This is a genomic window from Nostoc sp. FACHB-190, from assembly GCF_014696905.1.
Lineage (GTDB): Bacteria > Cyanobacteriota > Cyanobacteriia > Cyanobacteriales > Nostocaceae > Nostoc_B.
This window is the reverse complement of sequence record NZ_JACJQW010000001.1, coordinates 116,110-142,114: the sequence shown is the minus strand read 5'-3', so window position 1 is coordinate 142,114 and position 26,005 is coordinate 116,110. Positions and strand designations below refer to the sequence as shown.

At 41.2% G+C, this 26,005-nt stretch carries 20 protein-coding genes and 2 tRNA genes; 12 read left to right on the top strand and 10 right to left on the bottom strand.

Annotated elements, in window-relative coordinates:
- Nucleotides 1–123 precede the first annotated feature (123 nt).
- The 4 genes from H6G28_RS00665 to H6G28_RS00650 form a co-directional block, all read right to left on the bottom strand.
- Entirely contained in the window at nucleotides 124–3,228 is a 3,105-nt protein-coding gene (locus H6G28_RS00665) for a plasmid replication protein, CyRepA1 family (RefSeq protein WP_190668163.1), read from the bottom strand.
- A gap of 1,543 nt (nucleotides 3,229–4,771) precedes the next feature.
- Nucleotides 4,772–5,824: a reverse transcriptase family protein gene (locus H6G28_RS00660; protein ID WP_190668160.1), complete on the bottom strand. Its 1,053-nt coding sequence runs from the start codon at nucleotides 5,822–5,824 to the stop codon at nucleotides 4,772–4,774.
- Nucleotides 5,825–6,261: 437 nt separating this feature from the next.
- Nucleotides 6,262–6,336: transfer RNA gene (locus H6G28_RS00655), tRNA-Lys, on the bottom strand.
- Nucleotides 6,337–6,338: 2 nt separating this feature from the next.
- Nucleotides 6,339–6,408 (bottom strand) — tRNA-Tyr (locus tag H6G28_RS00650).
- A gap of 411 nt (nucleotides 6,409–6,819) precedes the next feature.
- Between H6G28_RS00650 and H6G28_RS00645 the strand changes: the two genes are divergently transcribed.
- Nucleotides 6,820–7,764: a hypothetical protein gene (locus H6G28_RS00645; RefSeq protein WP_190668157.1), complete on the top strand. Its 945-nt coding sequence runs from the start codon at nucleotides 6,820–6,822 to the stop codon at nucleotides 7,762–7,764.
- 424 nt (nucleotides 7,765–8,188) lie between these two features.
- On the opposite strand, the gene thiO is transcribed toward H6G28_RS00645, so the two are convergent.
- Nucleotides 8,189–10,165: a glycine oxidase ThiO gene (gene thiO / locus H6G28_RS00640; protein ID WP_190668154.1), complete on the bottom strand. Its 1,977-nt coding sequence runs from the start codon at nucleotides 10,163–10,165 to the stop codon at nucleotides 8,189–8,191.
- A gap of 248 nt (nucleotides 10,166–10,413) precedes the next feature.
- The gene (locus tag H6G28_RS00635; protein WP_190588290.1) at nucleotides 10,414–10,881 is read right to left on the bottom strand and encodes a hypothetical protein; all 468 of its coding nucleotides are present in this window, start codon (nucleotides 10,879–10,881) and stop codon (nucleotides 10,414–10,416) included.
- 459 nt (nucleotides 10,882–11,340) lie between these two features.
- Here H6G28_RS00635 and cimA point away from each other — a divergent pair, with 459 nt between their 5' ends.
- From cimA to H6G28_RS36620, 3 genes are all read left to right on the top strand, one after another.
- Nucleotides 11,341–12,975: a citramalate synthase gene (gene cimA, locus H6G28_RS00630; protein ID WP_190668151.1), complete on the top strand. Its 1,635-nt coding sequence runs from the start codon at nucleotides 11,341–11,343 to the stop codon at nucleotides 12,973–12,975.
- Nucleotides 12,976–13,215: 240 nt separating this feature from the next.
- On the top strand, nucleotides 13,216–14,340 hold the full coding sequence (locus tag H6G28_RS00625) for a site-2 protease family protein (RefSeq protein ID WP_190668851.1): 1,125 nt from the start codon (nucleotides 13,216–13,218) through the stop codon (nucleotides 14,338–14,340).
- A gap of 61 nt (nucleotides 14,341–14,401) precedes the next feature.
- Complete coding sequence (locus tag H6G28_RS36620) at nucleotides 14,402–14,578, top strand: hypothetical protein (RefSeq protein ID WP_242054425.1); 177 nt, start codon at nucleotides 14,402–14,404, stop codon at nucleotides 14,576–14,578.
- An 89-nt stretch (nucleotides 14,579–14,667) separates the two neighbouring features.
- On the opposite strand, the gene H6G28_RS00615 is transcribed toward H6G28_RS36620, so the two are convergent.
- Nucleotides 14,668–15,507: a Uma2 family endonuclease gene (locus H6G28_RS00615; RefSeq protein WP_190668147.1), complete on the bottom strand. Its 840-nt coding sequence runs from the start codon at nucleotides 15,505–15,507 to the stop codon at nucleotides 14,668–14,670.
- A gap of 155 nt (nucleotides 15,508–15,662) precedes the next feature.
- On the opposite strand from H6G28_RS00615, the gene H6G28_RS00610 reads away from it, so the two are divergent.
- Nucleotides 15,663–16,979 (top strand): Tudor-knot domain-containing protein, encoded by a 1,317-nt coding sequence (locus H6G28_RS00610; protein ID WP_190588294.1) that lies wholly within the window; start codon nucleotides 15,663–15,665, stop codon nucleotides 16,977–16,979.
- 86 nt (nucleotides 16,980–17,065) lie between these two features.
- On the opposite strand, the gene H6G28_RS00605 is transcribed toward H6G28_RS00610, so the two are convergent.
- Together H6G28_RS00605 and H6G28_RS00600 are read right to left on the bottom strand one after the other, a co-directional pair.
- Nucleotides 17,066–18,220 (bottom strand): cupin domain-containing protein, encoded by a 1,155-nt coding sequence (locus H6G28_RS00605; RefSeq protein WP_190668145.1) that lies wholly within the window; start codon nucleotides 18,218–18,220, stop codon nucleotides 17,066–17,068.
- 226 nt (nucleotides 18,221–18,446) lie between these two features.
- Entirely contained in the window at nucleotides 18,447–18,776 is a 330-nt protein-coding gene (locus tag H6G28_RS00600; RefSeq protein ID WP_190668142.1) for a hypothetical protein, read from the bottom strand.
- A 522-nt stretch (nucleotides 18,777–19,298) separates the two neighbouring features.
- On the opposite strand from H6G28_RS00600, the gene H6G28_RS00595 reads away from it, so the two are divergent.
- The 4 genes from H6G28_RS00595 to H6G28_RS00580 all read left to right on the top strand — a co-directional run bounded on the left by H6G28_RS00595 (nucleotide 19,299) and on the right by H6G28_RS00580 (nucleotide 23,563).
- Complete coding sequence (locus H6G28_RS00595; protein ID WP_190588297.1) at nucleotides 19,299–19,904, top strand: vWA domain-containing protein; 606 nt, start codon at nucleotides 19,299–19,301, stop codon at nucleotides 19,902–19,904.
- A gap of 94 nt (nucleotides 19,905–19,998) precedes the next feature.
- Entirely contained in the window at nucleotides 19,999–20,604 is a 606-nt protein-coding gene (locus H6G28_RS00590; protein WP_190588298.1) for a vWA domain-containing protein, read from the top strand.
- 100 nt (nucleotides 20,605–20,704) lie between these two features.
- Complete coding sequence (locus H6G28_RS00585; RefSeq protein ID WP_190588299.1) at nucleotides 20,705–21,106, top strand: salt stress protein, Slr1339 family; 402 nt, start codon at nucleotides 20,705–20,707, stop codon at nucleotides 21,104–21,106.
- Between the two features lie 246 nt (nucleotides 21,107–21,352).
- Nucleotides 21,353–23,563: a single-stranded-DNA-specific exonuclease RecJ gene (locus H6G28_RS00580; protein WP_190668140.1), complete on the top strand. Its 2,211-nt coding sequence runs from the start codon at nucleotides 21,353–21,355 to the stop codon at nucleotides 23,561–23,563.
- A gap of 117 nt (nucleotides 23,564–23,680) precedes the next feature.
- On the opposite strand, the gene psb30 is transcribed toward H6G28_RS00580, so the two are convergent.
- Nucleotides 23,681–23,815: a photosystem II reaction center protein Ycf12/Psb30 gene (psb30, locus tag H6G28_RS00575; protein ID WP_062296431.1), complete on the bottom strand. Its 135-nt coding sequence runs from the start codon at nucleotides 23,813–23,815 to the stop codon at nucleotides 23,681–23,683.
- Nucleotides 23,816–23,945: 130 nt separating this feature from the next.
- Between psb30 and H6G28_RS00570 the strand changes: the two genes are divergently transcribed.
- The 3 genes from H6G28_RS00570 (at nucleotide 23,946) to H6G28_RS00560 (ending at nucleotide 25,959) form a co-directional block, all read left to right on the top strand.
- Nucleotides 23,946–24,296 carry a YkgJ family cysteine cluster protein gene (locus H6G28_RS00570; protein ID WP_190590420.1) on the top strand — a complete coding sequence of 117 codons (351 nt, stop codon included), beginning with the start codon at nucleotides 23,946–23,948 and terminating at the stop codon, nucleotides 24,294–24,296.
- Between the two features lie 239 nt (nucleotides 24,297–24,535).
- Nucleotides 24,536–25,513: a cysteine synthase A gene (locus tag H6G28_RS00565; RefSeq protein WP_190590421.1), complete on the top strand. Its 978-nt coding sequence runs from the start codon at nucleotides 24,536–24,538 to the stop codon at nucleotides 25,511–25,513.
- Nucleotides 25,514–25,623: 110 nt separating this feature from the next.
- On the top strand, nucleotides 25,624–25,959 hold the full coding sequence (locus H6G28_RS00560) for a (2Fe-2S) ferredoxin domain-containing protein (protein WP_190590422.1): 336 nt from the start codon (nucleotides 25,624–25,626) through the stop codon (nucleotides 25,957–25,959).
- Nucleotides 25,960–26,005: the final 46 nt, after the last annotated feature.

Genomic DNA, 26,005 nt, shown 5'->3' with positions numbered 1-26,005 from the left:
ATCAGTCTTTAGTCAAAGCTAAAGACTGATGAAACTCCTCAGTATGCTTGACTCATACTCAGAGGTTATTGATCAAGTAAAAATAAAATTCCTGTAGTAATTATCAATTCAAAAGAATGTAATTCATCTTGTGGATAAACCAGCTAATACAGACTGCTGCTTAACAGGCTCAAACTTCCAATTAGAAAAATCCTTGATTTCCAATTGTACACCTTTAAAATTAGCTAACATCAACTCATCTCGTTTGTACCAAGCGGTAAATATTTTATCTCTGCTATCATAAAAAGTTACTGGGTCTATTTGATAACCTTCATTAACAGTTTTTAACTTTAATCCCAATAGCTTGAGTAACTTGCTGAGTATTTTGATTTGAGAAGTAACGGCTTCTTCCCTAACTAAGTTAATGCTTAAAACCCGTTTGATATGTTGACTGTGTTGATAAACAACATCTTGCAACCAAAGTAAATCAGGGTCATTTTCAATAAAAGTTCTAGCTGGGTCAATAAACTCTAGCATTCCTAAAGCTTTCATCGCTTCAACTTTGACAGTGTAAGTCTTGATGTCTGGCAAGAAAACTTTACCTTCACCTAACAGTAATTGCTGTTGCCATTCATGTTGGTCTCTAACATGAAAATAATCACTTTCGTGGGTTAAATAATAGTGAATTAATAATTGGGAGTAATAACCTTGGTCATCTTTTAATTTGAGTTCTGGTGTAACCTCGACACCATACTTTTGTTTGAGCGTATATTTATGTATTTGATGACGCTCTAAATCTGTGAGAGAATTTTTAGATGATAACTGTTGATATTCTACATAATTTATATCTGGAGCGTCGGCAATAATTTTGGCAGTAGCTAATTGATTTTTGAGCTTGATGTCTTTCATTTGCCGTTTAATATCTTTCGCCTTTTGCCGCTTATCTGTCCAATCTCTTTGGACTTTGACAATTTCCAAAATTAATCGCTTGCGTGTTGCTAAATCACTAGAGTCAGTTGCTAAAAAGGCTAAACGTAAATCTCGGATAATATTATTGTGAACTGCATTACTCCGCAGCCAAATTTGATGTCCGTCAGTGCTTAATCCATCTTGCATAGACTGACGATAAAGACGGATAGAAGCATTAACTCTTGCAGATAATTTTGCCCAAGTTCGTAAATGAATTGGGTCATATACTAAAGGCAAATCTACATCGATTTTATGCAGTGGACTCAGTAAAGCTAAATTTTCTTGTTGATTGGCTTGATACCAATCAGATAATAAACGATAGTTGGTACTACCGCTACCAATTAAACCAATTCCTCGTTTAGCACACCAAACAATCCGAGGGACATTATCTCTAACTCTGGCTAAGGCTTGTCTGGCTTCGGCATCGGGAATTACACCTTGGAATATGCCATAAACTCTATCAAAATGTTGCACATCAATACTAATACCAGTTCCTAGACTGGGAGTCACAAAAATCGTGTCGTATTCACCAATCTTTTGATTAATATTACCAACAAATTCAACTGCTGGATGGTCAGGTGTATTTGTAGTTCGACTACTAATTACTAAGCTTTTAGGAAATTGATAGCGTAATTTTTCCAACCGTTCTTTGAGATAATTTTCAATAGTTTCACAGCTATATCGTCCAGAACGACTATCGGTAGTGACGTAGCATTTACGTCCTGCAAGTAAATCCAATTCTAGTTGATGAATTAAAGGTGTGGGGTTGGGTGAATCATAAAAGGTGATATCCCAACCGCGTGCAGGTTGCCATTGGTTGACAAGTAACCAAGGTGTGATTTTAATGCCTGATAAACCTTGCAAATATTCTAAAGATACATCTGATAAATCAGCATCTTGGGCAATGACTAAACCGCCAGTTTGTAAAACTGTGGCGATTAACTTTTGGAAATTTTTTAAGATTTTGACACGTTTATTCTTACAAGTATCACTATTTAATAAATGCCATAATAATTGCTCAACTTCATCTAAGATAACTATGCCACCTTGCCATTGATCGACATTTATTTTCCAAATGGAGTCAATACATAAACCCAAAGAAGCGGTAGTTGGACTGTCAAAGTATGAGAATAAATTATTATTATTGTTTAAACCCCATTGAATCCCAATTTTGTCACATAAAAATTTTCCGAGTTGGATTCTGTGGGTAATTAATAAGATGGGCTGGTTTTTGGTTTTAGATTGTTGGACAATATTTTGTAATGCTGTGGTTTTACCTGTGCCTTTGGCGGATTTCACGCCGACTAAACCTGAGTTGGGAAAGGCTATTTCACCTAAATAGGGACGGTTGATGGTGAGTGCAGCCGGAATAGTTAATTCTGTATGTGGTTTGGTGTGGGCGAGGTAGATTTCTAAATCAACACTTTGGCGATAAACTTTATCGAAGGCGCTACTATTTTTAGCAACTATGAGTTCATCAACACCTTTTTCTGGCCCTGGTAATTCGATAACTTTAACTAAGCAATTTTTTTCTTGGAATAAGCAGCCAAGTTGAGCGATCGCATTATTCACTGCTGCTATAGTCTTAGGTTGAGTTTCAAAATCAAAACATATATATATGTGGCGTTTTGCAGTCGCAAACAACGCTAAATCAGGAATGAGTTGACGACGGGTGACTTTACCAAATCCATCTTTGACGACTCGATAACCGCTAGTAATTCCCGGAACTGCGATCGCAGCATAGCCTTGTGATAACAGAGCAGCCGCCTTTTTTGCACCTTCGCAGATAATCACGGGGATGTTCTGTTCCATCACCCATTCCCAAAAACCCACCGCTTCGCCGTTAACATCAACGCTGATATTCTCAGGTAAGTCGAGATTATAACGCTGTGCAGTTTCTTGCCAAATTTCCTGCGTCACCCGCAGACAAAATACCCTGGTGGGTGTGCTAGGGGGGTGTTCGTATTTGATTGGTTTGCCATTATCCTTGATGCGGGGTTGATTTGGCTTAAAGCATCCCCACTCCATTGGTTGCCAATTATTTAGCGGATCAAGTCCCCCACACCACCAACCGCCAGCCGTGATATGACTGTAACGCTGCAACCAGCCGCTTTTTAGCATACCTGTGTTTGTGCGCGGGAGTAGTTCGGAGATTAACAGATATTCGTAGGCGATCGCACCTTGGAGAGACTTAAAATTGAGTTGCGCTAGGTGTAAATCTATACTACTGCCCTTGACTAATTCTTCAAGGTGTTTGGGTTCTAGATAGTGTAGATACATGATGAGAAGCGCGAAAAGAAACGATAGGATTTAAACCTTATCATGCCTACCCCGATTTTTTTGATCGGCAACTACCAAGTTTTTTTGATGATTTTTTATACCTCGTTGTTAGAAATACAAGGGTGAATCGGTAGGTAATCTATTTTTCTTGGCGGGATCGCTCTACTAATAAGCTTGTATTGTAATAATTTGTCTGCATTAAATTTTATTTATCAGTGTTAATCCGCAAGTTTCAGGTAACGGCTTGCATATTTATAGGAAGATGCTTGCTGTGTCAAGGTGTAGAAAACCACACCAACTAGTACAAATAAAACTGAAGTCTGAAATGAAGAAACCCTGATGGTGCGCTGTTCGGCAATTGATCATAGGTGCTTTATTTCTGCTGACCTGTACTAATCATCAACAGGACTTACGCACCACAATTATCTGTGGGGATTGGGTGTGGGGGTGAAATGGTATGGGATGAAAGGGTTTTGAATACTTATACCCTCATACCCCTGCACCCTTTACTAAAACCTTATGTTTTCGTTTTTTTGCGTAAGTCCGAATCAAATAAATTAGATTTTTTTAACTGTTCAATATTGTCTTGAGTATGATTTTGACAACTCATTTTAAAACTCTGCAAATGTAGGTGTTTACAGTTTAGTTGCGGGCAAATGTATCTCTAAAACTGGATTAAGATTGTCACTACTTTTTTGAAACTACCCAAAGATCATCTCAAGCAAGACAGCAACGCTCAAATATGCCGTTCAGTTTGTCAGTTCCAGAAAACTAGATGTGACTAACGAAGGGACATACTCAAAATTAAGGAGAAAACAATTGCACTGGCTTCTTTACTGTCACTAACGAAGACTACGAATAATCAACGTTAGCAGAACCCCAACATCGCAGAGTTTACCAAACAAAGCAGATTTTTCTGTCTTTGTTTTTTCCCGATTTTCGGAATAGAAATAGCCTTGTCCCTAACAAGGTGCCGTGAGGCGGAGTGTGATGGAAGAAAGTACAGAATTTATCTGTTATCAATCGGCGATACACCGATCGCTCACAAAGGAGTAAACTTTCTGTTGACTAGTTACATATCGCGCGGCGGTATACGTTCAATCCAATGGTTGGCGTACCAGTTGGGCATACAGAACCCACACTAGAGCTTGGCACAATGTATTCCTAATCACTCATTAATGTAACTCAAGATAATGTGGCAGTCTGGTTTGGATGAATAAAAGAGACAAGGCGGATAAGGTAGACAAGGGGGAGATTTTTGTCAATTATTGAGGATTAGGTCGAAGCACTCAATTAAACCTAACTTGAAATTACCGAGTGTGGATACTGAGCGCAGTCGAAGTATCCACACTGCGCTACAGCTTTCTTCTCTTCAGCTGATTGAGAATTGAGCATTGAGCGAAGTCGAAATGCTCAATGCTCAATTATTGTTTCCACCTACTTATACCAATTCACGAAATTACTGATACAAATCACTTCCTCTACACCTTTGTTTCCGGTCGCCGAGCGGAGTCGAGGCGCTGCTTGCCTATCTGTATCATGTTTAGAGTGAAATGGTATTATTCTTGCCATATTTTTCTTGAATACGCTGAATTTGTTGTTGAAACTCTGCACCTTTTTCGGGGTTAACCATTGCGACAAAGTTGGCAAATCCGGTGATAGAAGCGATGAGGTTGGATGAGTTACCCCAATGCTTACCTTCTAAGCCTTCATTTTCTATTTGATGTAAAGTTGCACGGAAACTTTTTAACTTTTTCCGAGGGACATTAATTTTTTGATTAACGATAATACCTGTAACTTCTTGCTGTTGAGAGTTTCGTAAAATGCGGGTTTTGTCGGGATTGATGGCAAATCCTTCGTCAGAGATAATTGACTGAATTTGCTTGATGATATTTTTGGTATGTTTCAGATTCTCACCTGATGCGGAAAATGTTAAATCATCAACATAGCGAGTGTATCTAAACCCAAATTTTTCTGCGATCGCACACAAACGCTGATCTAAATTACGACAAATAATATTGGTAATTGCAGGGCTGGCTGGAGAACCTTGGGGAAGATGACGTTGCTTAAGTTCCACAAAGTCTGTTTTATTATCTAAGTTGTGTTCTTCCACTACAGGCGCGGTACATAATAAACCAAAAATTGTAGCTACAGATGAAGTATAACCAAACGATTGAAATAGTCCTTTAACACGCTGATATGTAATAGCTGAGAAAAAATCTTGCAAGTCGATATTAATAATTATTTCTGCACCAACATGGGGATTAGCATTAGTAATAATGGAGCGATCGCCGCAAAAACCATGTGCAGCGTCATGAATGGTAATTTTTTGTAAGATATTCTGCAAAATCCAGTATTGAGCGCGTTTTAAATCAGGCAATGGTGCAGAAATAATGCGATCGCCTGCAAGTTTTTTGGCAGTTTTAAAGTAAATATAATGTGAAATCTGAGAAGTTTTAGAAGTAAAGGTAAGAAACCGCAGTTTATCAATACTAATTTCCATAGCCGATGCAATCTGCTCGGCATTATCATAGACACCTAAATTGTATTTTTTTAACTGTTCAATATTGTTTTGAGTATGCTTTTGAAAACTCATTTTAAAACTCTGCAAATGTAGGTTTTTACAGTTTAGTTGCGGGCAAATGTATCTCCAAAACTGGATTAAGATTGTTACTACTTTCTTGAAACTACCCAAAGATAATCTCAAAAAAGACAGCAACGCTCAAATATATCGTTCAGTTTGCCCATTCCAGAAAACTGGAGGTAAACGAAGGACATACTCAAGTTAAGGCGAAAACATTTGCACAGGCTCCTTAACTGTGACTACCAACATCACTAAGTAATATTAGTAGTCAACCTACAATGCAGAGTTTTTACTCAAATTCAATTAGCTATCGTGACAGGATAGTGTCTTTTAACCCGGACAGGGTTTTGGTGGCAGAAAGTGGATTTGAACCACTGATCTTTGGGGACAGGCCCAACGAGCTAACCAACTGCTCTATTCCGCAAATTTGTCTTTTAACCTAGACAAGGTGGGAGAAAGTACAGGAATTGAACCTGCAACACATCGATTAAGAGTCGATTGCTCTACCAGTGAGCTAACTTTCGGGTGTTTGATGTAGGAATCGAACCTACGACTAGCCGAGTACCTCGGATGCTCTACCACTGAGCTAATCAATCAATGGAGTAACAAGCCATTGCTCTACGGTATACACTCAATCCAGAGGTTGGCGCACCAGTCGGGTATACAGAACCCGAACCATAGTTGAGCAGATGTATTATTACCTTGTAACTCAATGTAGCACAAAAAATTATCTTACGTAAATTGCCATTTAATTTATTTTTTATGTTTGGGCGATCGCAGCATCAATAAAACTGTAGTTAGAATAGAAAAAACAAGCTAACTGACTAATAACAGGCAATTGTACTCATCTCTATCAAATTAATTAGCTCCAGACATTATTTTTAATTGAATTTAGGCATATTTAACGGATATTTACAGCTAATGATAGAGTACGTCTGTATTTTCAATCATTAGGATACAAGTAGTTGAAAATATTCATCTACTAACAATATCTTCATTAAAATACTATGTCTGTTAATTGCTTGAAAACCAGAAATAAAAATCATGATACTGATACAGATAATTCTAATCAAGCATCAACAAAGGTAGAAATAGCTCTAGCATTAGATCAAATCAAAAGTTGTGTTTGGATGATAGGTATTCCATCATGGTTATTTGCCATCACAGACAGAAGTTTTGCGATGTTGTCAGATGGAAATTTATCACCAATAGAGATATTGCAACTATTGATGACTTGCCTCTTTTTTGTGAGTTGGATTTATTTAAAACCAGAGGAAAGTTTAACCAGCAATGATGTTGAGCCGAATGAATATGCAGAATATCTCAGTCGCAGCCAAGCCCTGAAGCTTAGGTTGAAGAAGCGACACATGATTAGCCAAGATTATATTTTACCTTTTCCTTACTATTGCCAAATCTATCACCTACTGAACTTAAAACACTTAGAAACCGTTCATAAATTCAGCCTCAATAGTTTAAAGGTTTTGAGTATCAGTCAATTCCAAACAACTCATATCGGGGGAGTGCTGAAATTTAATACCATGTTGCAACCAAATATGAATCTGTTAAGATTTTGGCGGCAACCAATAGTAGAAGTAGATTTAATTTTACATACTCCCTATACTATTGAACTGAGCATTCCTGCATATAACGATAAAAGAATCGTTGTCCTCTTTCACGCTTTCCCTATAAATGAAAAAGAACATCAATTATTTATCGATATTTATAGTGATTTAGATTGGCCGAAGCCGATATTGCAATTTGTTTTACACTGCGCCACTTGTTTGACACTTTTTGAAGATTTACCATATTTACAGGCTTTAGCGGACACAAATATCGAGCGTTTGTTTAATATAAATTCTGCTTCTAAGCATGAAACAATGTTATTGTTTAAACGATTCATAGAACTGTATGGTACTCGACAAAAGAGCATTCAGTTACCAGAATCGACATAAGTTTACTGAACAAACAGATCCCCGACTTCTTATACCATTTTGGATTTTAGATTTTGGATTTTGGATTGGGAAATTGCTTACTGGTGAGCTTTTCAGTAACCCATTTGTCGCAATCATTTTTCAAATTGGTATTAGAGGATGTTTGGAAAGTCTAAATTATTACTCACCGGGCGATTGGAAATCGCGGCTACACAGACGAAACCCACGTAGGTGGGTTTGAAAACCTTGATTTTGTGTTAGTCCACGTAGGCGGTCACTGAGCTTGCGATATGCCCTGAGCTTGTCGTTCGCGTAGCGTCTCCGGCAGGAGAAGGGTCGAAGTGTGGACTTTGCTTGTGTAGTAGCGAATTCTATTCGCCCAATACTTTTCAAACATCCTCTTAGAAGATACAGTCTGTGTCGTCTAAAAAGTCGGGGATCTGAATTAATTAATAGTTCCCGTCACAGGTGAACTAGCACTAGCATAAGATTTGATGGGCATTCGACCGGCGAGGTATGCTAAACGACCAGCGACGGTTGCTAAATTCATTGCGTAAGCCATTGCTGGGGCATTTTGGGCTAGAGCGATCGCACTATTAATTAATAAGGCATCTGCGCCTAATTCCATTGCTTGAGAAGCTTCGGAAGGTGAACCAATACCTGCATCTACCACAACCGGCACTTTAGCGTTTTCAATAATGATTTGGATATTGGCGGTGGTTTTTAATCCTTGTCCCGAACCGATGGGTGATGCTAAAGGCATGACTGTTGCACAGCCAACATCTTCTAAGCGTTTGGCTAACATTGGGTCAGCATTGATATACGGCAATACCGCAAACCCTTCTTTTACAAGTTGTTCAGCCGCTTGCAGTGTCCCAATCGGGTCAGGAAGTAAATATTTGGCATCGGGTATAACTTCTAATTTCACAAAATTATTATCTTCCTGCCCTAGCAATTTTGCCATTTCTCGACCCAAACGGGCAACACGAATTGCTTCTTCGGCAGTTTGACAACCAGCCGTATTTGGTAACATCCAAATTTTTGACCAATCCAGTGCTTCTGCTAATCCTTCATGTCCTGGGGTTTTGGTTTGAACTCGCCGCACTGCGACGGTGACAATTTCACAACCACTAGCAACAATACTTTGCTGCATTTCTGCAATGGAGCGATATTTGCCGGTTCCTGTCATCAAGCGAGATTGGAAGGTTTTACCTGCAATTACCAGTGGGGAGTCGGGGAGTGGTGAGTTGACTTCGACTGCGTTCAGTAATTTGGAATTTGGGAGGGGGGAGGGGCGATCGCCGTTGGTAAAATTGGCAGAGTGAGTGAGCATAGGGGCGGTAGATGGCTGGGTATGAAACCGAGAATAATGGAAATGTGACAATAAAGAATCTGATTTTTGTTCACAGATTAAATCAGCAATTAAGGCTGCTGTCACAGGCGCTAGTAAAATGCCGTTGCGATAATGACCTGTAGCCAAAGTCAAGTTTGCACAGTGGCTAGTGCCGAGAATTGGTAACTCATCTGGGGTAGCCGGACGAAAACCCCACCAAAATTCCTGAATGGAATAATCTTGTAATTGGGGATAGAGGCGAATCGCTTGCTGAAGTAAAGATTGGATACCTGCGGGGGTGTTATTGGGGGTAAAACCCACATCTTCGCTAGTCGCACCCAAAATAATCGAGCGATCGCGCCGGGGTACGATGTAAATATTTTCGCCAAATAACACCCGTCGCAAAGGCAATTCCGGCACAAAGTCAGGTAAGCGAATACTCAACATTTGCCCTTTGCGGGGAGTTACAGGCAAAGGTAACAATTCACTAGACCAAGCACCAGCCGCTAAAACATAGTGACCGGCACGAATTACGCCTTGGTTGGTTTGTACGCCGATGACTTGTCCTTGCTGTTGGATTAATCCTGCAACTGTGATGTTATCTTTGATTTCAATGCCGAGGGATTGAGCCGCAGTTCTGAGTGCTTGGGCTAATGCTCGATTATCAACTTGAGCATCTTCAGGATACCACCAGCCACCGACGACATCATTACTCAACCCTGGCTGATATTGATGAATGGCGGTTTGATCTAACCAATAAGCAGGTGAATCACCAGCCGCAGCAGACTTTGGTGGTTGATAAACAGGCGCAAGAATGCCACAAGCCCAGTAACCAGGATTAATCCCTGTTAAATCTTCAAGTTTGCTTGTCCATTCTGGGTATAAGGCACGCGATCGCCTGCACAACTTCCCCATCATCTCATCTTGGATAATTTCTGCATCTGGTGCTAACATGCCAGCAGCAGCATAAGTAGCAGCAGCCTGGAAATCACGACAAAGCACGGTGACATTTGTCCCGCGCAATTTAAGTTCGACGGCGATCGCCAAGCCAATAACACCGCCACCAATAATTAAAACATCGCTAGTCATTAGTCATTAGTCATTGGTTATTAGCCATTGATCATTAGTACACAACTACATAACTTATAACTAATAACTTGTAACCAATGACTAGTTTTGAGTGCTGAGTTTTGAGTGCTGAGTTTTGAGTGCTGAGTTTTGAGTGCTGAGTGCTGAGTGCTGAGTGCTGAAAGGGAGTAGACAAGGTAGAGGGGGTAGACAAGGTAGAAAGATTTCTTCCTCGTCTCCCTTGTCTCCCTTGTCTCCCTCGTCTCTTCCTACCACAAAGCCCGAATTGGCTCTCTAGTAGACTCATTCTCACTGGTGGTTGTATCAGTTGACTGACTTTCGGTTGATTGTACTTCTCTCGTAGTTGGCTCTGATGTATTGTCAGGAGTTGAAAATGATTCGCTGGGAGTTGTATTTTGAGCAACGCTGGTGCGGCGCTCAGTTGTGTTGGTGTTTAAATTTTCTTGTCTAACGCTTCTGCTGCCTCTAGCTTCTGTGGGAACATTATCTTCTTGAGGAGTGCTGGCTCTGTCTTCGCTTAAGCCACGGCTACCTCTGCTGGGGGCAGTGCTATTAACATTAATATTAGCTGGGAGAACGCGCGAGGTTTTGCCGCCGGGAGCATTATTACTGGCAGTTTGTTGCCCTCCACCCATTGGAAAGTTAATGCCTAGCAATGTACCTAATAAAATTGCCAAGCCTCCACCCATGAGAATAAGCGGTGTCCATCTACCCATATTGTTTTTCTCCTTGTGTAACCTAACCTTTTGATTTCCTTTCTTATTCGATATCCCTGATCCAATAATCCGTAAAATCCTCTGTCTGAGCGGCTAAATGCAGGTCTATTGTAGGAGAATGGGAAAGAAGCGATCGCTGCTTTTGTGACGCTAATTCACAGTCAATACATCACTTGATCGATCACACTCATACCATCACTACTAACTAACTGACTGTTTTTTGTTTCTGCACCGCCATTTTAGAGGTCAACACGATTTTGTTGCAAAACTTTTCGTAACTTAAAACCCAAATTCTTCATACAAGCCTTAATTTAACTGCATCCAGTATGGAATACAGCGCCAGACCAACGTATTGTTCGTACCCTGTGTTAGTACTTTGGGCATATTTAAATTAACGAACCGGCTTTTTGTAGTATATTGGCACATTTCCTCTACAGTTGTCTCGCATGATCTTGTCTTATGACCACAAATCCCTCTCCTCAAATTTGGCTTTATGACACAACATTACGGGATGGCACTCAATGCGAAGGGCTATCAGTGTCTATTGAAGACAAGCTACGCATTGCTAAAAGATTAGACCAACTGGGTATTCCCTTCATTGAAGGTGGTTGGCCTGGCGCTAACCCCAAGGATGTTCAGTTTTTCTGGCAACTCCAAGAAGATCCGCTCAAACAAGCAGAAATTGTGGCATTTTGTTCTACACGTCGCCCCAATACTGTGGCTGCGGCTGAACCAATGTTGCAAGCAATTTTAACTGCGGGTTCTCGGTGGGTGACAATTTTTGGCAAATCTTGGGATTTACACGTTACCGAAGGTCTCAAGACAACTTTAGAAGAAAATTTGGCCATGATCCGCGACACTATCGAGTATTTTCGCTCACATGGGCGGCGCGTGATTTACGATGCCGAACATTGGTTTGATGGTTACAAACATAATCGAGATTATGCTTTACAAACGTTAGAGGCAGCGATCGCATCTGGTGCAGAATGGTTAGTTTTATGTGATACAAATGGCGGAACTTTGCCTCATGAAGTCAGCGAAAGTGTGACAACTGTTAAAAGTCATTTGTTATCTGTCACTTGTCAAAAAACAATGACAACTCCCCAAATCGGCATCCACACGCATAACGATTGTGATCTAGCCGTAGCTAATGCCCTAGCGGCTGTCATGGCTGGGGCAACAATGGTACAAGGAACAATAAATGGATATGGTGAACGCTGCGGCAATGCCAACCTTTGTTCTTTAATTCCCAACTTACAGCTAAAAATGGGTTATAGCTGTATCACAGAACACCAGCTTACTCAAGTCACAGAAGCCAGCCGTTTTGTCAGTGAAGTAGTCAATCTTGCGCCTGATGAACACGCGCCATTTGTCGGACGTTCGGCTTTTGCCCATAAAGGCGGTGTCCATGTTTCCGCAGTGCAACGTAACCCCCTGACTTACGAACACATCCAGCCAGAAACCGTCGGGAACCGTCGGCGGATAGTCATTTCGGAACAAGCAGGACTGAGTAATGTCTTAGCCAAAGCCCGCACCTTTGGCATTGAATTAGATAAGCAAACACCAGAAGCAAAACAAATTCTTCAACGCCTCAAACAATTAGAAAGTCAAGGTTATCAATTTGAAGCCGCCGAAGCGAGTTTTGCCCTGTTAATGTATGAAGCGTTAGGGGCGCGGCAAGAATTTTTTGAGGTCAAAGGCTTTCAAGTACACTGTGACTTGGTAGAAGGGAAAGAAACCAGCAGTGCTTTAGCTACCGTCAAAGTCGCTGTTAACGGTCAGAATATCTTAGAAGCTGCTGAAGGTAACGGCCCCGTTGCAGCATTAGATAGTGCCTTACGCAAAGCTTTAGTCAATTTTTATCCCCAACTCGCCAGCTTTGAATTGACAGATTACAAAGTGCGGATTCTCGACGGACACGCCGGCACAGCTGCCAAAACCAGAGCCTTAGTAGAATCAGGTAATGGTCATCAACGCTGGACAACTATCGGCGTTTCGACAAATATCTTGGCGGCTTCTTATCAAGCAGTGGTTGAGGGTTTGGAATATGGTTTGTTATTACATTCCCAAGCCGAAGCCGCAGTGAAGGCTTAGAGATTAGGGCAGTCCCGATGAAAAAATTTCACAGTCATAGATGAAAGATATCCTTACCCTACACTCCCATACCCTTACACCCTCTTTCAATTCAGGAGGCAGAATCCAAAATTGGTAAACCGCACCTTTCAGGACGGTAAGCACAACTCTTGATTGATTTTAATATTTGTTACGTTTCGTTACACTAAAGACATCGAGAGGAAAAATTAAATCTCTCGGCAGCTTTCAAAGGTGAACGACATGAATGGCACAATTCGCGTTGGTAATCTCTTCGGGATTCCGTTTTACATCCATCCGTCATGGTTTTTGGTTTTTGGCTTAGTAACCTGGAGCTATAGTAGTGGACTTTCAGCCCAGTTTCCCTATCTATCTGGGGGGTTAGCGTTGCTACTAGGATTGATGACGGCGCTGTTATTGTTTGCTTCTGTCGTCGCCCATGAATTAGGACATAGTTTTGTCGCTTTGCGCCAAGGAATTGATGTTAAATCCATCACATTGTTTATCTTTGGTGGTTTGGCGAACTTAGAAAAAGAATCGAAAACGCCAGCCGGAGCTTTTTGGATTGCGATCGCTGGGCCGTTAGTCAGTTTATTATTGTGTGGCATCGTCACAGTAATTGGTGTGACAACGCCTGTATCGGGGCCACTAGCAGCAGTTCTTGGTGTTTTAGCTTCCGTTAACTTGGCTTTAGCACTGTTTAACTTGATTCCTGGCTTACCTTTGGATGGTGGTAATGTCCTCAAAGCTCTGGTGTGGAAAATTACAGGTAATCCCTACAAAGGTGTGACCTTCGCCAGCCGAGTTGGACAGGTGTTTGGTTGGGTGGCGATCGCTTCTGGTATACTGCCACTGGTATTTTTTGGCAGTGTAGCTAACTTCTGGAATTTATTAATCGGCTTCTTCCTGTTACAAAATGCTGGAAATGCAGCCCAATTTGCTAGAGTCCAAGCAAAACTTGATGGTTTAACAGCCGCAGATGCTGTCAACAGCAATAGCCCAATCATTTCTGCAAACCTCAGCCTGAGAGAATTTGCTGATGAACAAATTCTGCACAAACAAGACTGGAAACGCTTCTTAGTGACAGATGATGCAGAACAATTAGTTGGTGCGGTTACACTCGATGACTTGCGAAAAATTCCGACAACTCTGTGGACAGAAACTCAAGTTAAAGAAATCATGCGCCCAGTTGCTGCATCCACCACAGTAAAATCAGATCAACCCCTCTTAGAAGTCATCCAGCTACTAGAACAACAAAAACTCTCGGCTTTAGCTGTCATTCGAGAAAATGGCGTACTCGTGGGGATTTTAGAAAAAGCAGCAATTATTCAACTTTTGCAAGGACAAGCTTTAACTAACCCCGCATAAATGTTTCATCACTAAAGACTCCTTCTCACACCTCCTTCAGTTCATCTGAGGGAGTTTTTTTGTGGGAGGTGTGGGAGGTGTGGGAGGTGTGGGAGGTGTGGGAGGTGTGGGAGGTGTGGGAGGTGTGGGAGGTGTGGGAGGTGTGGGAGGTGTGGGAAGTGTGGGAAGTGTGGGAGGTGTGGGAGGTGTGGGAAGTGTGGGAGGTGTGGGAGGTGTGGGAAGTGTGGGAGGATGGTGAAGAAATCTTTCCCCCCACACTCCCCTCTCTCCCCACACTCCCCCTGCACCCCTGCGGCCTGGATGATAAATCTTTTACTAGACACGATATCACTCGGCATCTATGCCCAATTCTCGTAGTTTTGCTAGTAAAGCTGCTTGACGCTGACGTTCAATTTCCAATTGTGCGATCGCATCATCGGCGCGTTGGCGTTCTTGTTCCGCACGCTGATGTTCTTGTTCCGCACGTTGACGTTCTTGTTCCGCACGTTGGCGTTCTTGTTCTGCACGTTGGCGTTCTTGTTCGGCTTGTTCGGAACTCCACAGCAACAAATTACCTGCTTCATCCCACCATCGCAACCAATAAATATTCATCCCTAAGCGAGTTCCGCGCCAAATTCCTAAAAACAAGTCCAATTCAGGAATCCAAAATTGTCCTGATTCTGTTGGTTGCTGCACAACGTATCGCCCATTTTCCAAACGCAGAACTTCTAAGCTGACTTCGTAAGGATTAAAAATTACATAAACGGGAACTTGTAATATTTGTTCGTAAAAATAGAGTTTCCCATAGGGAAAGGTGGGACGAATTGAATATTCGCCGTTATCGGTATCTGATAAAAATTCCATCACCACAGCCACATTTTCACCTTCGATGTTGGGTGTATAGCTGCGCCGAATCACACCTATACCCACTGGTGAAACACGGGGTATATATAGCCAATCAGGTGCTTTAACAACGGTTTTTTGATTAATACTAGCAACGATGCCAAAGTTAGATGCAACTAGCATTTCTGGTTGAATGCGATTGGCTGTAGCTAGTGCTTCTGTTAAAGCTGCTGCTAAAAAAGGCTGTTGAATATTTTCCACTGGATCATCGGGCAGAATAAAATCATCTGGGAGTTTTTCCCAAGTGACAACAGGGTTTTGGCGCTGAGGTGCGGCTAGAACCATGATAGATAAAATGTCGCTTGTGGATTTAGAAGCTTATGCAAATATTTTACAGTGCTTTTTTGATAGCTTACCCCTACACCCAGTCCCAAGAAAGTTACTTTTATCTCTAGTTAGGGAACTCTAGCAATTAAGGTTTTGTTTCACAAGGACTTCTCATGGATAAATCCATTGTTCAGTTAGTTGATGAGTTACCCAGCGACAATATTACTGTCAAAGTTCTCAAAGCCCTGGATTATGTAGCGCCGGGACAGTGGGATAATTTGGTGGGATTTGATAATACTGTGCGTGCGATTACTGGCGAAACTGATGCGAATGTGATTCAAAGAATCCGCGATCGCGCCGATCGCATATACTTAGATCCACAAAACGGTTATCAAGCTGCTGTCAAACTGTATCAAATCATCGACAAAGCCGATGCAGCAATGGGAACTGCGGCTTTAGCTAACAAAGTGGGCGAAAAAATTAGTTTTCTCTCTTTTTTGAATAACATTACCCCTAAAGCCGATGTCACCCAAACAATTGACTTAGTTCTCAAGATTGCTGTCGAAATTATCGCCTTCTGTAAAATCAACGGGATTCCCCAACCGAACCCCCAAGAATTTGCTAATACCTTAGCGAATAATTATCAAAATGCTTCCCTGATGCGGATGGCTGCATTGGTATGTATCGATGGTATTTTACCTTTAGGCCCCGACTTTCTGATTAAAATTCAGGAAATTATTGGTGGTGCTAATGCTAGTGATGCGATCGCTCAAAACCCTGTATTCCAAGCTGTTAATAGTTCTTTACCTGGAAATAGCCCGGCTGATAAAGTTGGTTTTCTTTCCCAAGCCTTTAACTCAGTCCAAGGCTGGATGAATGGCCTTGTCGCCAAGACTGGAATCACACCCCAGTCAGTTGCTAGTGGTTTGAGTAGTTTTGTGCAGATTGCTGACGATAATTTAGACTTTGTAGCCGCAGTCTTAGATCAAACTACAAATTATTTTGAGCATACGGGTATTCAATCTGTTGCCCGCACCATCATTTTACAAGCTCACCCTCTAGTCAAAGCCGAAATCGCCGAAGAAGCCAAAAAACCACAAAAACAAGATACCGCATCTGCAACCAAATCTAAATCAGATACCAGCCAGTATGCAGTAAATAGCACCGTAGAAGTCTGGGACGAAGAAGACGAAGAATGGTATAAAGCCACAATTCAGAAAATTAAAGACGACCAATTCTTTATCAATTACATTGGCTATGGTTCATCTTCTGATGAGTGGGTTGGTGAACAAGATGTTCGGATTCGTGACATTGAATCATCTGATGATAATGGATTTGCTGTAGGTCAAAAAGTCAAATGCTGGGATGATGAAAACGAAGAATGGTATACTGCCACAATTGAAGAAATTCGCGGTCAGCAATACTTTGTGCATTATGTTGGTTATGACTCATCTTATGATGAGTGGCTTAATTTAGAAGAAATTTGCTAATACAGCAGGAGGTAGCGGTTCGGCTACACTCACCAAGCGGTAAATTTAGAGACGTTACATGTAACGTCTCTAAATGGTTTTGGGTTTTACTTAACTAACAAAATTCCTTCAGTTACAAGACGTGTAATTAGGGGAATAATGTCACCTTCTAAATCCAAATCTGGCGACCAGTCAGCAATATCAAATAAGCTAAATTCATCACAATTAAATAAATTTTCTACTAAGTTTTCTGGTATGGCTTTAAGGTCAATTTGTTTAGAACCAACGCGCACTTGATATTGTCCATCATCAATTTGTTTAATCCGAATCCTGTGTAGTGGCGACCAAATAAACTGAGTTGTAAATAAATTCGGAAAAATATTATTTCCCATTTGAGCGGGTAAACTAACTAATAGCTGCGGTTGATGTTGATAATTTAACGATTCTATATATCTTTGGAAAATATCAGGTTGCTGTAAAGTCGCAATTAAATGCTGACGCAATGCACTTAACTGTTGTTCTATCACATTTGTATTGCTATTAGCGATCGCGGGTAAACTTTGCCGCCAACTGACATTTTCACATAAATCTTTGATCAGCCAATCAAGCCAATCAAGTCCTGTTTGACATTCAATCCCAACAGTCAGATGAAGAGATGGCTGTTCGCAAGCCACAGCATAGTGCCAATGTCCTTTAGGGATGTACAATAAATCTCCAGCCTGCAACACACATTCTAAATAAGGCGGCTGTTGTGGTTGCTGCTGTTTTGATGATGGCATATCTGCGGTAGGATATAAAACTGTTGGTTCATAAACAAACCATTGTTTTTCACCCTCAATTTGCAAAATAAAGACATCATGAGTGTCGTAGTGACAATCAAACCCTTGCTGTTTGGCTGGCGAACAATATAAATTAACGTGGGTTTCATAGCCAATTTCATGGCGCATATTTGCTGCGAGTTCAGCGACAGCCGGTATTCGATGATGTACACCATTGATAATTAGTGTAGCGCCTTGACGCAGGCGATCGCTCCACTCTTGCCGATTCCGTGTCTCTGGGAGAGATTTACCATTCATCGAAAAGCGTAAATCTGGTTCTTTGAGTTTGTGATAATTCAGTAATTCATTTAAATCTTGCCACGAAAAAATTTTTTGCCATCTTTGAGAATTGTCACTTGAAATATGAATTGCTTTTTTTGTCCAGAACTCCGTAAAAAATTTATCTACTGGAAAGTCTGCTAGTAGTTCTTGTAAATTTTTCATATCAGATGAATATTGTCAAAAGCTGCTTTCGATTCATCAATTTATTTATTAATAAAAAAGGGGCATCGTATAGCATCCCTATTTGATATGTAAACAAAAGAAAAAATAGAGATATTGGTAAACTATTTAGGATGGCTATATCAATTAATGCCCCTTGTAAGACTGTCAAACTCAGAACTTTAATTCTCAAACACTCTCATGATGATGAGCTTTTTAGCTCCAAATTCTAATCATCATCATCATCATCTCCACTATCACTGTTGCTATTGCTATTGCTGTTGCTATTGCTATTGCTATTGCTATTGCTGTTGCTGTTGCTATTGCTATTACTGTTACTACTGCGGTTACGGTTGCGTCTGCGCTCACTATTATCCGCTAAGATTAGTTCAGCAGATTCGCTACCTGCTAGGTCAACTACACCAAATTCAATGGAAGATGTAGGTTTTAACTCAGATAGTGATGCAAGACTAGCAGCCTGAACCGATTGACTTCCTACAGGTAAAAACAAGCCGAAACTAGCACCAACAAGTAAACCAAGAATAATTTTAGGATTCATGTGCAACTCTACTATTAAGTACAAGATAGACTAGTACAAAAAGGCTGAAGTCTGAAATAAAAAAATTTATTTCCACAGACCTGTACTAGTAGTCAGAAAGCAAGCTGAAATTCCTTGTTTCTTCCTTAATGTCTATACTTGAACTTATGGATGAAAAAAACATGAATAATTGGTGAGAAGATTCTCATCAACTCTGTGATATAGATATTTCATTTCAATAGCACAAGATGAGATAATTTATCCGCATTTAGCCCAGGTGCGAGATGTAATTTACTATCCCAGAGATAGATGATTTTAGTCATTGCAAACTTCTACTAAACAATACTGAATTTCATCTGTACTTGCTCAAATGAGAATACACCGGAGTAACCTGGAATTATGGCAATCAACGAATACTGAGTTTTCAAAATTACATTATTTATAATATTTAGTAATTCTGTTAATTTATACCTAAAAGGCTTGCCGAGTCACAAGACTCGTAGACTAGACTAGTAGCACAACAGAACAATTTACAAGGAAAATATGATGAGCGATCGCGACTATACATTAATCCTAGACAAAAGCGGTAGTATGTCTACACCTGATCAGGCAGGCGGTAGAAGTAGATGGGAGATAGCCCAAGAGTCTACTTTAGCTTTAGCACGCAAATGCGAACAATTTGACCCAGACGGGATCACTGTATATGTATTTTCTGGCAGATTCAAGCGTTACGACGATGTGACATCAGCCAAAGTTACACAGATTTTTCAAGAAAACGACCCTGCTGGTACTACCAACCTAGCGGCTGTACTCCTAGATGCAACCAATAATTATTTTCAACGTAAAGCAGCAGGTAAAACTAAACCCAACGGTGAAACAATATTAGTAATTACTGATGGTGAACCTGACGATCGCAAAGCTGTCTTTGAAGTAATTATCCAAGCCTCTCGTCAATTGGAGCGAGATGAAGAATTAGCCATTTCTCTGATTCAAGTAGGTTCAGATGCCCAAGCTACAAAGTTTCTTAAAGCTTTAGATGATCAATTGCAAGGTGTCGGTGCAAAATTCGATATCTGCGACACCATCACTTTAGATGATTTAGAAGAAATGAGTCTTGCTGATGTCTTGATGAATGCAATTACCGATTGAGTTGTTAATAGTCAATGATTAGTAAATTTCTGATTTTTGCCAGATGACCAATGACTAATAACAAATGACTAATAACTAATTGGAGAACTTAATTATGCTAGACAGCCGCGACTATACTCTAATTATTGACAAAAGTGGCAGCATGGCAACACCAGACCAAAAAGGTGGAAGAAGTCGCTGGGTTGCAGCGCAAGAATCTACTTTGGCTTTAGCTAGTAAGTGTGAACAATTTGACCCTGATGGGATTACTTTGTATGTGTTTTCAGGAAGATTTAAGCGTTATGAAAATGTAACTGCGAGTAAAGTTACCCAAATCTTCCAAGAAAATGATCCATCAGGAACAACCGATTTAGCCGCAGTATTAAAACACGCCACTGATGATTATTTTCAACGCAAAGCGGCTGGTAAAACAAAGCCGAATGGCGACACAATTTTAGTAGTAACTGATGGTGAACCCGATGATCGCAAAGCAGTAATGCGAGTCATAATCGAAGCTTCGCGGCGGATGGATAAAGATGAAGAACTTGCAATTTCCTTTATTCAAGTTGGCACAGATCCCCAAGCAACTCGGTTTCTGAAAGTATTAGATGATGAACTGCAAGGTGCTGGGGCAAAATTCGATATTTGTGACACCATTACAATGGAAGATATGGAAGATTTAAGTTTGTCTGAAGTGTTGCTCAACGCTATTAACGATTAGGCTCACAATTCAGCATTATGATTATTTTATCCGCGTGCATCCTTGTGCATCTGCGGTTAACTTTCATTTTAGCGATCGCTCACACATAAAAGTAACAAAGATGGACTCTATTGATAAACTATTAGCTCAAATCAAAGCGGAATATGATCCCGCCAAACCTGCGCCTACACCGCAACAGCCAAAACCCGACATAGTTCCACCATTCATTTCTACACCGCCATCTAAGTCACAGTCGATTATCGATAATATTTTGGCGGATGTAAAAGCCGATATCGAAGCGCAAGCCGCAGCTGAAGAATTGCAAAGACAGCAGGAACTAGAACAAGAACGCATCCGCCAAGAACAAATCAAAGCTCAACAACTAGAACTTTTACAAAAACAAGCCAAAGAATGGTTAGATAAATTAGATCCTTTCTCTCCCGAAGGATTATGGTTTGAAAAATTTGCTGAAGCCTACCCCTCAAAATTAGCCGCAGCAGTTGAATATTTACAGACTAATTAAATAGAAAAGTGACGGGGTTAAAAGCTTCGTGGTGTCTAAATTGTATGATTTATCGATGTCCTAACCAACTCGGCTACTGCTATATAAGTGCAGAACCCGCAACTATGTAGAGATGTTACATATAACGTCTCTACAGTATTTCATGAATATCCAAACTGCTATATGTCATCTTGCAAAAGCAGATGTACTTAATATGCAATTAGTCGCTAATATAGATTTTGCGATTAGATTATATTTGCTTTGATTGTGCTGAACCGACCTTTACCTGAACGTTCACAAATTCGCAGGCGCTTACCGAATCAGCGTTGGCAAATTTACCCACAAAAAACAGATTTAGCTGAAAAACTGGCAGTTTCTATCAATCTTTCTCCCATCATCAGCCAGTTATTAATTAATCGTGGTATTGAAACACCAGCACAAGCACAAGCATTTTTAGAACCAGAATCAATAGTTTTACCTCCGCCTTTAGAAGAGTTTCCTGATTTGGCGATGAGTGTGGAGTTACTGCACGAGGCGATCGCATCTCAAAGTAAAATCGCTATCTGTGGCGACTATGATGCAGATGGTATGACTAGCACTGCATTATTATTGCGGAGTCTCCGAGCTTTGGGCGCACGGGTAGATTATGCTATCCCTAGTCGGATGCACGAAGGTTACGGTATTAACAAACGCATCGTTGAAGAATTTCACAGCGAAGGTGTCAAGCTCATTCTCACTGTAGATAATGGTATCTCTGCTTATGAACCCATCGCTAGAGCCAGAGAACTCGGCGTAAAAGTCATTGTCACCGACCACCACGACATCCCGCAACAATTACCCCCAGCCGATGCTATCCTCAACCCCAAACTCATCACCGAATCTTCACCTTATCGTGGTGTGGCTGGTGTAGGTGTAGCCTATATTCTGGCAGTTTGTCTCGCACAACAGCTAGGCGAAACTAGAGGCTTAATTCAGCCAATGCTAGAATTATTCACCCTGGGAACCATTGCAGATTTAGCGCCTTTAACTGGTGTCAATCGTCGTTGGGTAAAACGTGGTTTGAAGCATCTGCCTAAATCTAAGTTACCAGGTGTGCAAGCCTTAATTCAAATAGCCGGCGTGCAAGCGAAGCAGGGGGGACAAGGGGGACAAGGGGGACAAGGGGGACAAGATGGACAAGGTGGACAAGGGGGAAATATAGCTACCTTGTCTACCCCCTCTCCCCTGTCTACCCCCTCTCCCTTGTCTCCCCCCTCTCCTCCCCCCAAATCCCTCAAACCAGAAGATATCGGCTTTCGTCTCGGCCCCCGGATTAATGCAGTTGGTAGAATTGGTGATCCGCAAACGGTGATTGATTTGCTGACTACCGATGATATGGGAGTTGCACTGACAAGAGCAATGCAGTGTGAGCAAACGAACACCAGCCGTCAGCAAATGTGCGAGGAAATTGAACAAGAAGCGATCGCCTATGTCGAATCAGAATTTATCGCCTCTTTACCACAAGACCGATTATTACTGGTTATCCAACCTGAATGGCATCATGGGGTGATAGGGATTGTCGCCTCTCGCTTGGTGGAACGTTATGGTGTGCCTGTATTTATTGGAACTTATGAAGATGAAACACACATCCGTGGTTCGGCGCGGGGTATACCTGAATTTCATGTGTTTGAAGCCTTGGAATATTGTCGGGACTTGTTAGGCAAATTTGGCGGTCACAAAGCGGCGGGTGGATTTTCTTTACCAACAGAAAATTTAGAATTGGTGCGATCGCGTTTAATTGATTTTGCTAACCAGTGTCTAGAACCGCAACACCTCAAGCCACTGCTCAAAATAGATGCTCAAGCTAACTTTAACCAAATCAATCACCAATTGTTCCAGCAATTAAATGCGTTGCATCCTTGCGGTATCGATAACCCCGACCCAGTTTTTTGGACACCAAACGTCCAAGTTATCGAACAGCAAACCATAGGCAAAGGTCATATTAAAGTGACATTAGCCCAAACTATTGATGACAAACAATATACAATTAAGGCGATAGCTTGGCGTTGGCGTGATTATTATCCTCTACCGCAACGAGTGGATATTGCTTACAAGTTGCGCGAAAACACTTTTAACGGCAATACTACCATCGAGTTAGAATTAGTCGGCGTGAGATTAACAAAAGCCTCATCTCAAATCTTTTACACTGCCTCACCTAACCCACTCAAAGCCACTTTTGAGTACAATCAACGGCAGTATACTTGTGGCATTTATCAAAATAATTCCTTCCCAGAACTCAGAATCAAAAATTCTGAAGGCAAAATCCTAGTTATGCAGCCAGAACGCACAATCGGCTTGTTGGGAACCAGTCGTGAAGCAGCAATAGAGGTTGATGTGTCTCAACCGCAGTATGATTCCATTATTCAAGCAGCGTTACAAGCATTATCATACATACAGCAGAATTCAGGAGTCAGAATTCAGAATCCAGAATTACGATAGTGTTTATCCGTGGACTTTAGAATTCAATAGTATATTTTATTACTTTTATATACTGTAAATGCTGAGTCATGAATACTGATGTTTCACTCAGCACTCAGCACTCAGCACTTTACACTCTTACAGGTTGCCGTTGCGAAAAGCCAATACAAAAATTACAGCAGGGCCAGCAATGACAATTAATGCAACAGAAAGCAGTTGGAAAATAACTTCCCAGTTGATGCTGGTGAAAGTGCTAATAATACCGTCTAACATTTTTTCTCTTTCCTCCCAATTGTCTTAAAAAGTTCGATAATCAATCAGTTGCAAAACCCGCAATTGATCATATCCGGGAACGGTGTGTGATTTTTAATTTACTTAACAAAATTATAGGAAAAAACACAAAATGGCAAACTGGCAATGTGTCAAGCAATGTGGAGCCTGCTGCAATCTCGACCCTAGCGATCGTCCCGACCTAGACGAATATCTCGCGCCGGAAGAGTTGGAACTGTACCTGAGTATGGTAGGCGAAGATGGTTGGTGTATTAATTTCGACCATACCACGAGAGAATGCCAGATTTATCCCAATCGCCCACGTTTTTGCCGTGTAGAAGTCGAATCATTTCAAGATATGTATGGCATTGAACCAGAAGAACTGAATGATTTTGCCATAGATTGCTGTCGCCAACAGATTGAAGGGGTATATGGCGATCGCTCTTTAGAAATGCTGCGCTTCGACAAAGCCGTGGGGATTTAAACTTATGTGAAGTTGATTCTAATCTAGAACATCTTTTTTAGCTCTTAAAACTCGATATTGTTGGGTTTCGCTATAGCTCCACCCAACCTAACATCTTTTTCAGCAAGCCCTATTTCGTGGGTGAGTATCAAACATTAAAATTTGGTAGTTGATTTAGCAGAAAATCTATACACAAACCGTAAATCTGACAGCCGCAATAAGCCAAAATTCTTATAGGCGAGAATTCGAGAAGATTGAACATGGACATCAAAAACGGCTTCATTGGTACTGTAGGTAATACACCCCTGATTCGGTTAAACAGTTTTAGTGAAGAAACAGGATGCGAAATTCTGGCTAAAGCCGAGTTTCTCAACCCTGGTGGTTCAGTCAAAGACCGAGCCGCACTGTATATTATTGAAGATGCAGAAGAAAAAGGTTTACTTAAACCCGGTGGTACTGTAGTGGAAGGAACCGCAGGTAACACTGGTATTGGACTGGCGCATATTTGCAATGCTAAAGGCTACAAATGCCTAATCATTATTCCTAATACTCAGTCCCAAGAAAAAATCGATGCACTCACAGCGTTAGGTGCGGAAGTTCGACCAGTCCCTGCCGTTCCTTATAAAGACCCGAATAACTATGTCAAGCTATCTGGTAGAGTTGCCGCAGAATTAGATAACGCCATTTGGGCAAATCAGTTTGATAATTTAGCGAATCGCCGCGCCCACTACGAAACCACAGGCCCAGAAATTTGGACACAGACAGATGGTAAAATAGACGGATGGGTGGCTGCAACTGGTACAGGTGGAACCTTTGCTGGTGTGGCATTGTACCTGAAAGAACAAAATCCGGCGATTAAATGTGTTGTTGCCGATCCTCTGGGTAGTGGACTTTATAGCTATATCAAAACTGGCGAAATCCATTTAGAAGGTAATTCTATTACTGAAGGCATTGGTAACAGTCGAATCACAGCCAATATGGAAGGCGCACCTGCTGATGATGCCATTCAAATCGATGACACAGAAGCTTTGCGTGTCGTTTACCAATTGCTACGAAAAGATGGCCTCTTGATGGGTGGTTCGACAGGTATTAATGTGGCGGCGGCTGTTGCTTTGGCAAAACAATTAGGCCCTGGACACACCATTGTCACCATTCTTTGTGATAGTGGTTCCCGCTATCAGTCACGCATATTTAACCGTGATTGGCTGGCTTCTAAAGGACTATCAGTAAATTATTAACAGGAAATAGTTCGACAAGCTCAGTGATTACCTGCGCGGACTAGTCAATAGTCAATGGACATCTCCAGTTGACTGATGACTATTGACTATTGACAAATGACTATTGACAAATGACAAACATCACTCAACCATCAAATTCAGGGGCTAGTAGTCAAGCATCTACTCACAGGTGTGTGCGGGTGTGCCAAAATCGCACCTGTAAAAAGCAAGGCGCAGCTAAGGTTTTAGAAGCTTTGGCAAATTTACCAGTCCCCGCAGATGTGACTGTAACAGCTAGTAGTTGTTTAGGACAATGCGGTAACGGGCCGATGGTGTTGGTTCTACCGGATATGGTTTGGTATAGCGGTGTGCAAGCCGATGAAGTACCTCTATTCGTAGAACAACATCTACGCTGTGGTGAAAGAGTCAAACAGATGCTTTATTATCGGTTTCATCCTCAAGGATAATTCTAATTACAAACAACCAGGTCTGCTCTATTGTTGACTCAAGTGA

Bases quoted from the DNA above. Each gene is read 5' to 3' on its own strand.
- H6G28_RS00665 (WP_190668163.1), bottom strand. From the start codon at position 3,228: ATGTATCTACACTATCTAGAACCCAAACACCTTGAAGAATTAGTCAAG.
- H6G28_RS00660 (WP_190668160.1), bottom strand. From the start codon at position 5,824: ATGAGTTTTCAAAAGCATACTCAAAACAATATTGAACAGTTAAAAAAA.
- H6G28_RS00645 (WP_190668157.1), top strand. From the start codon at position 6,820: ATGTCTGTTAATTGCTTGAAAACCAGAAATAAAAATCATGATACTGAT.
- thiO (WP_190668154.1), bottom strand. From the start codon at position 10,165: ATGACTAGCGATGTTTTAATTATTGGTGGCGGTGTTATTGGCTTGGCG.
- H6G28_RS00635 (WP_190588290.1), bottom strand. From the start codon at position 10,881: ATGGGTAGATGGACACCGCTTATTCTCATGGGTGGAGGCTTGGCAATT.
- cimA (WP_190668151.1), top strand. From the start codon at position 11,341: ATGACCACAAATCCCTCTCCTCAAATTTGGCTTTATGACACAACATTA.
- H6G28_RS00625 (WP_190668851.1), top strand. From the start codon at position 13,216: ATGAATGGCACAATTCGCGTTGGTAATCTCTTCGGGATTCCGTTTTAC.
- H6G28_RS00615 (WP_190668147.1), bottom strand. From the start codon at position 15,507: ATGGTTCTAGCCGCACCTCAGCGCCAAAACCCTGTTGTCACTTGGGAA.
- H6G28_RS00610 (WP_190588294.1), top strand. From the start codon at position 15,663: ATGGATAAATCCATTGTTCAGTTAGTTGATGAGTTACCCAGCGACAAT.
- H6G28_RS00605 (WP_190668145.1), bottom strand. From the start codon at position 18,220: ATGAAAAATTTACAAGAACTACTAGCAGACTTTCCAGTAGATAAATTT.
- H6G28_RS00600 (WP_190668142.1), bottom strand. From the start codon at position 18,776: ATGAATCCTAAAATTATTCTTGGTTTACTTGTTGGTGCTAGTTTCGGC.
- H6G28_RS00595 (WP_190588297.1), top strand. From the start codon at position 19,299: ATGATGAGCGATCGCGACTATACATTAATCCTAGACAAAAGCGGTAGT.
- H6G28_RS00590 (WP_190588298.1), top strand. From the start codon at position 19,999: ATGCTAGACAGCCGCGACTATACTCTAATTATTGACAAAAGTGGCAGC.
- H6G28_RS00585 (WP_190588299.1), top strand. From the start codon at position 20,705: ATGGACTCTATTGATAAACTATTAGCTCAAATCAAAGCGGAATATGAT.
- psb30 (WP_062296431.1), bottom strand. From the start codon at position 23,815: ATGTTAGACGGTATTATTAGCACTTTCACCAGCATCAACTGGGAAGTT.
- H6G28_RS00570 (WP_190590420.1), top strand. From the start codon at position 23,946: ATGGCAAACTGGCAATGTGTCAAGCAATGTGGAGCCTGCTGCAATCTC.
- H6G28_RS00565 (WP_190590421.1), top strand. From the start codon at position 24,536: ATGGACATCAAAAACGGCTTCATTGGTACTGTAGGTAATACACCCCTG.
- H6G28_RS00560 (WP_190590422.1), top strand. From the start codon at position 25,624: ATGACAAACATCACTCAACCATCAAATTCAGGGGCTAGTAGTCAAGCA.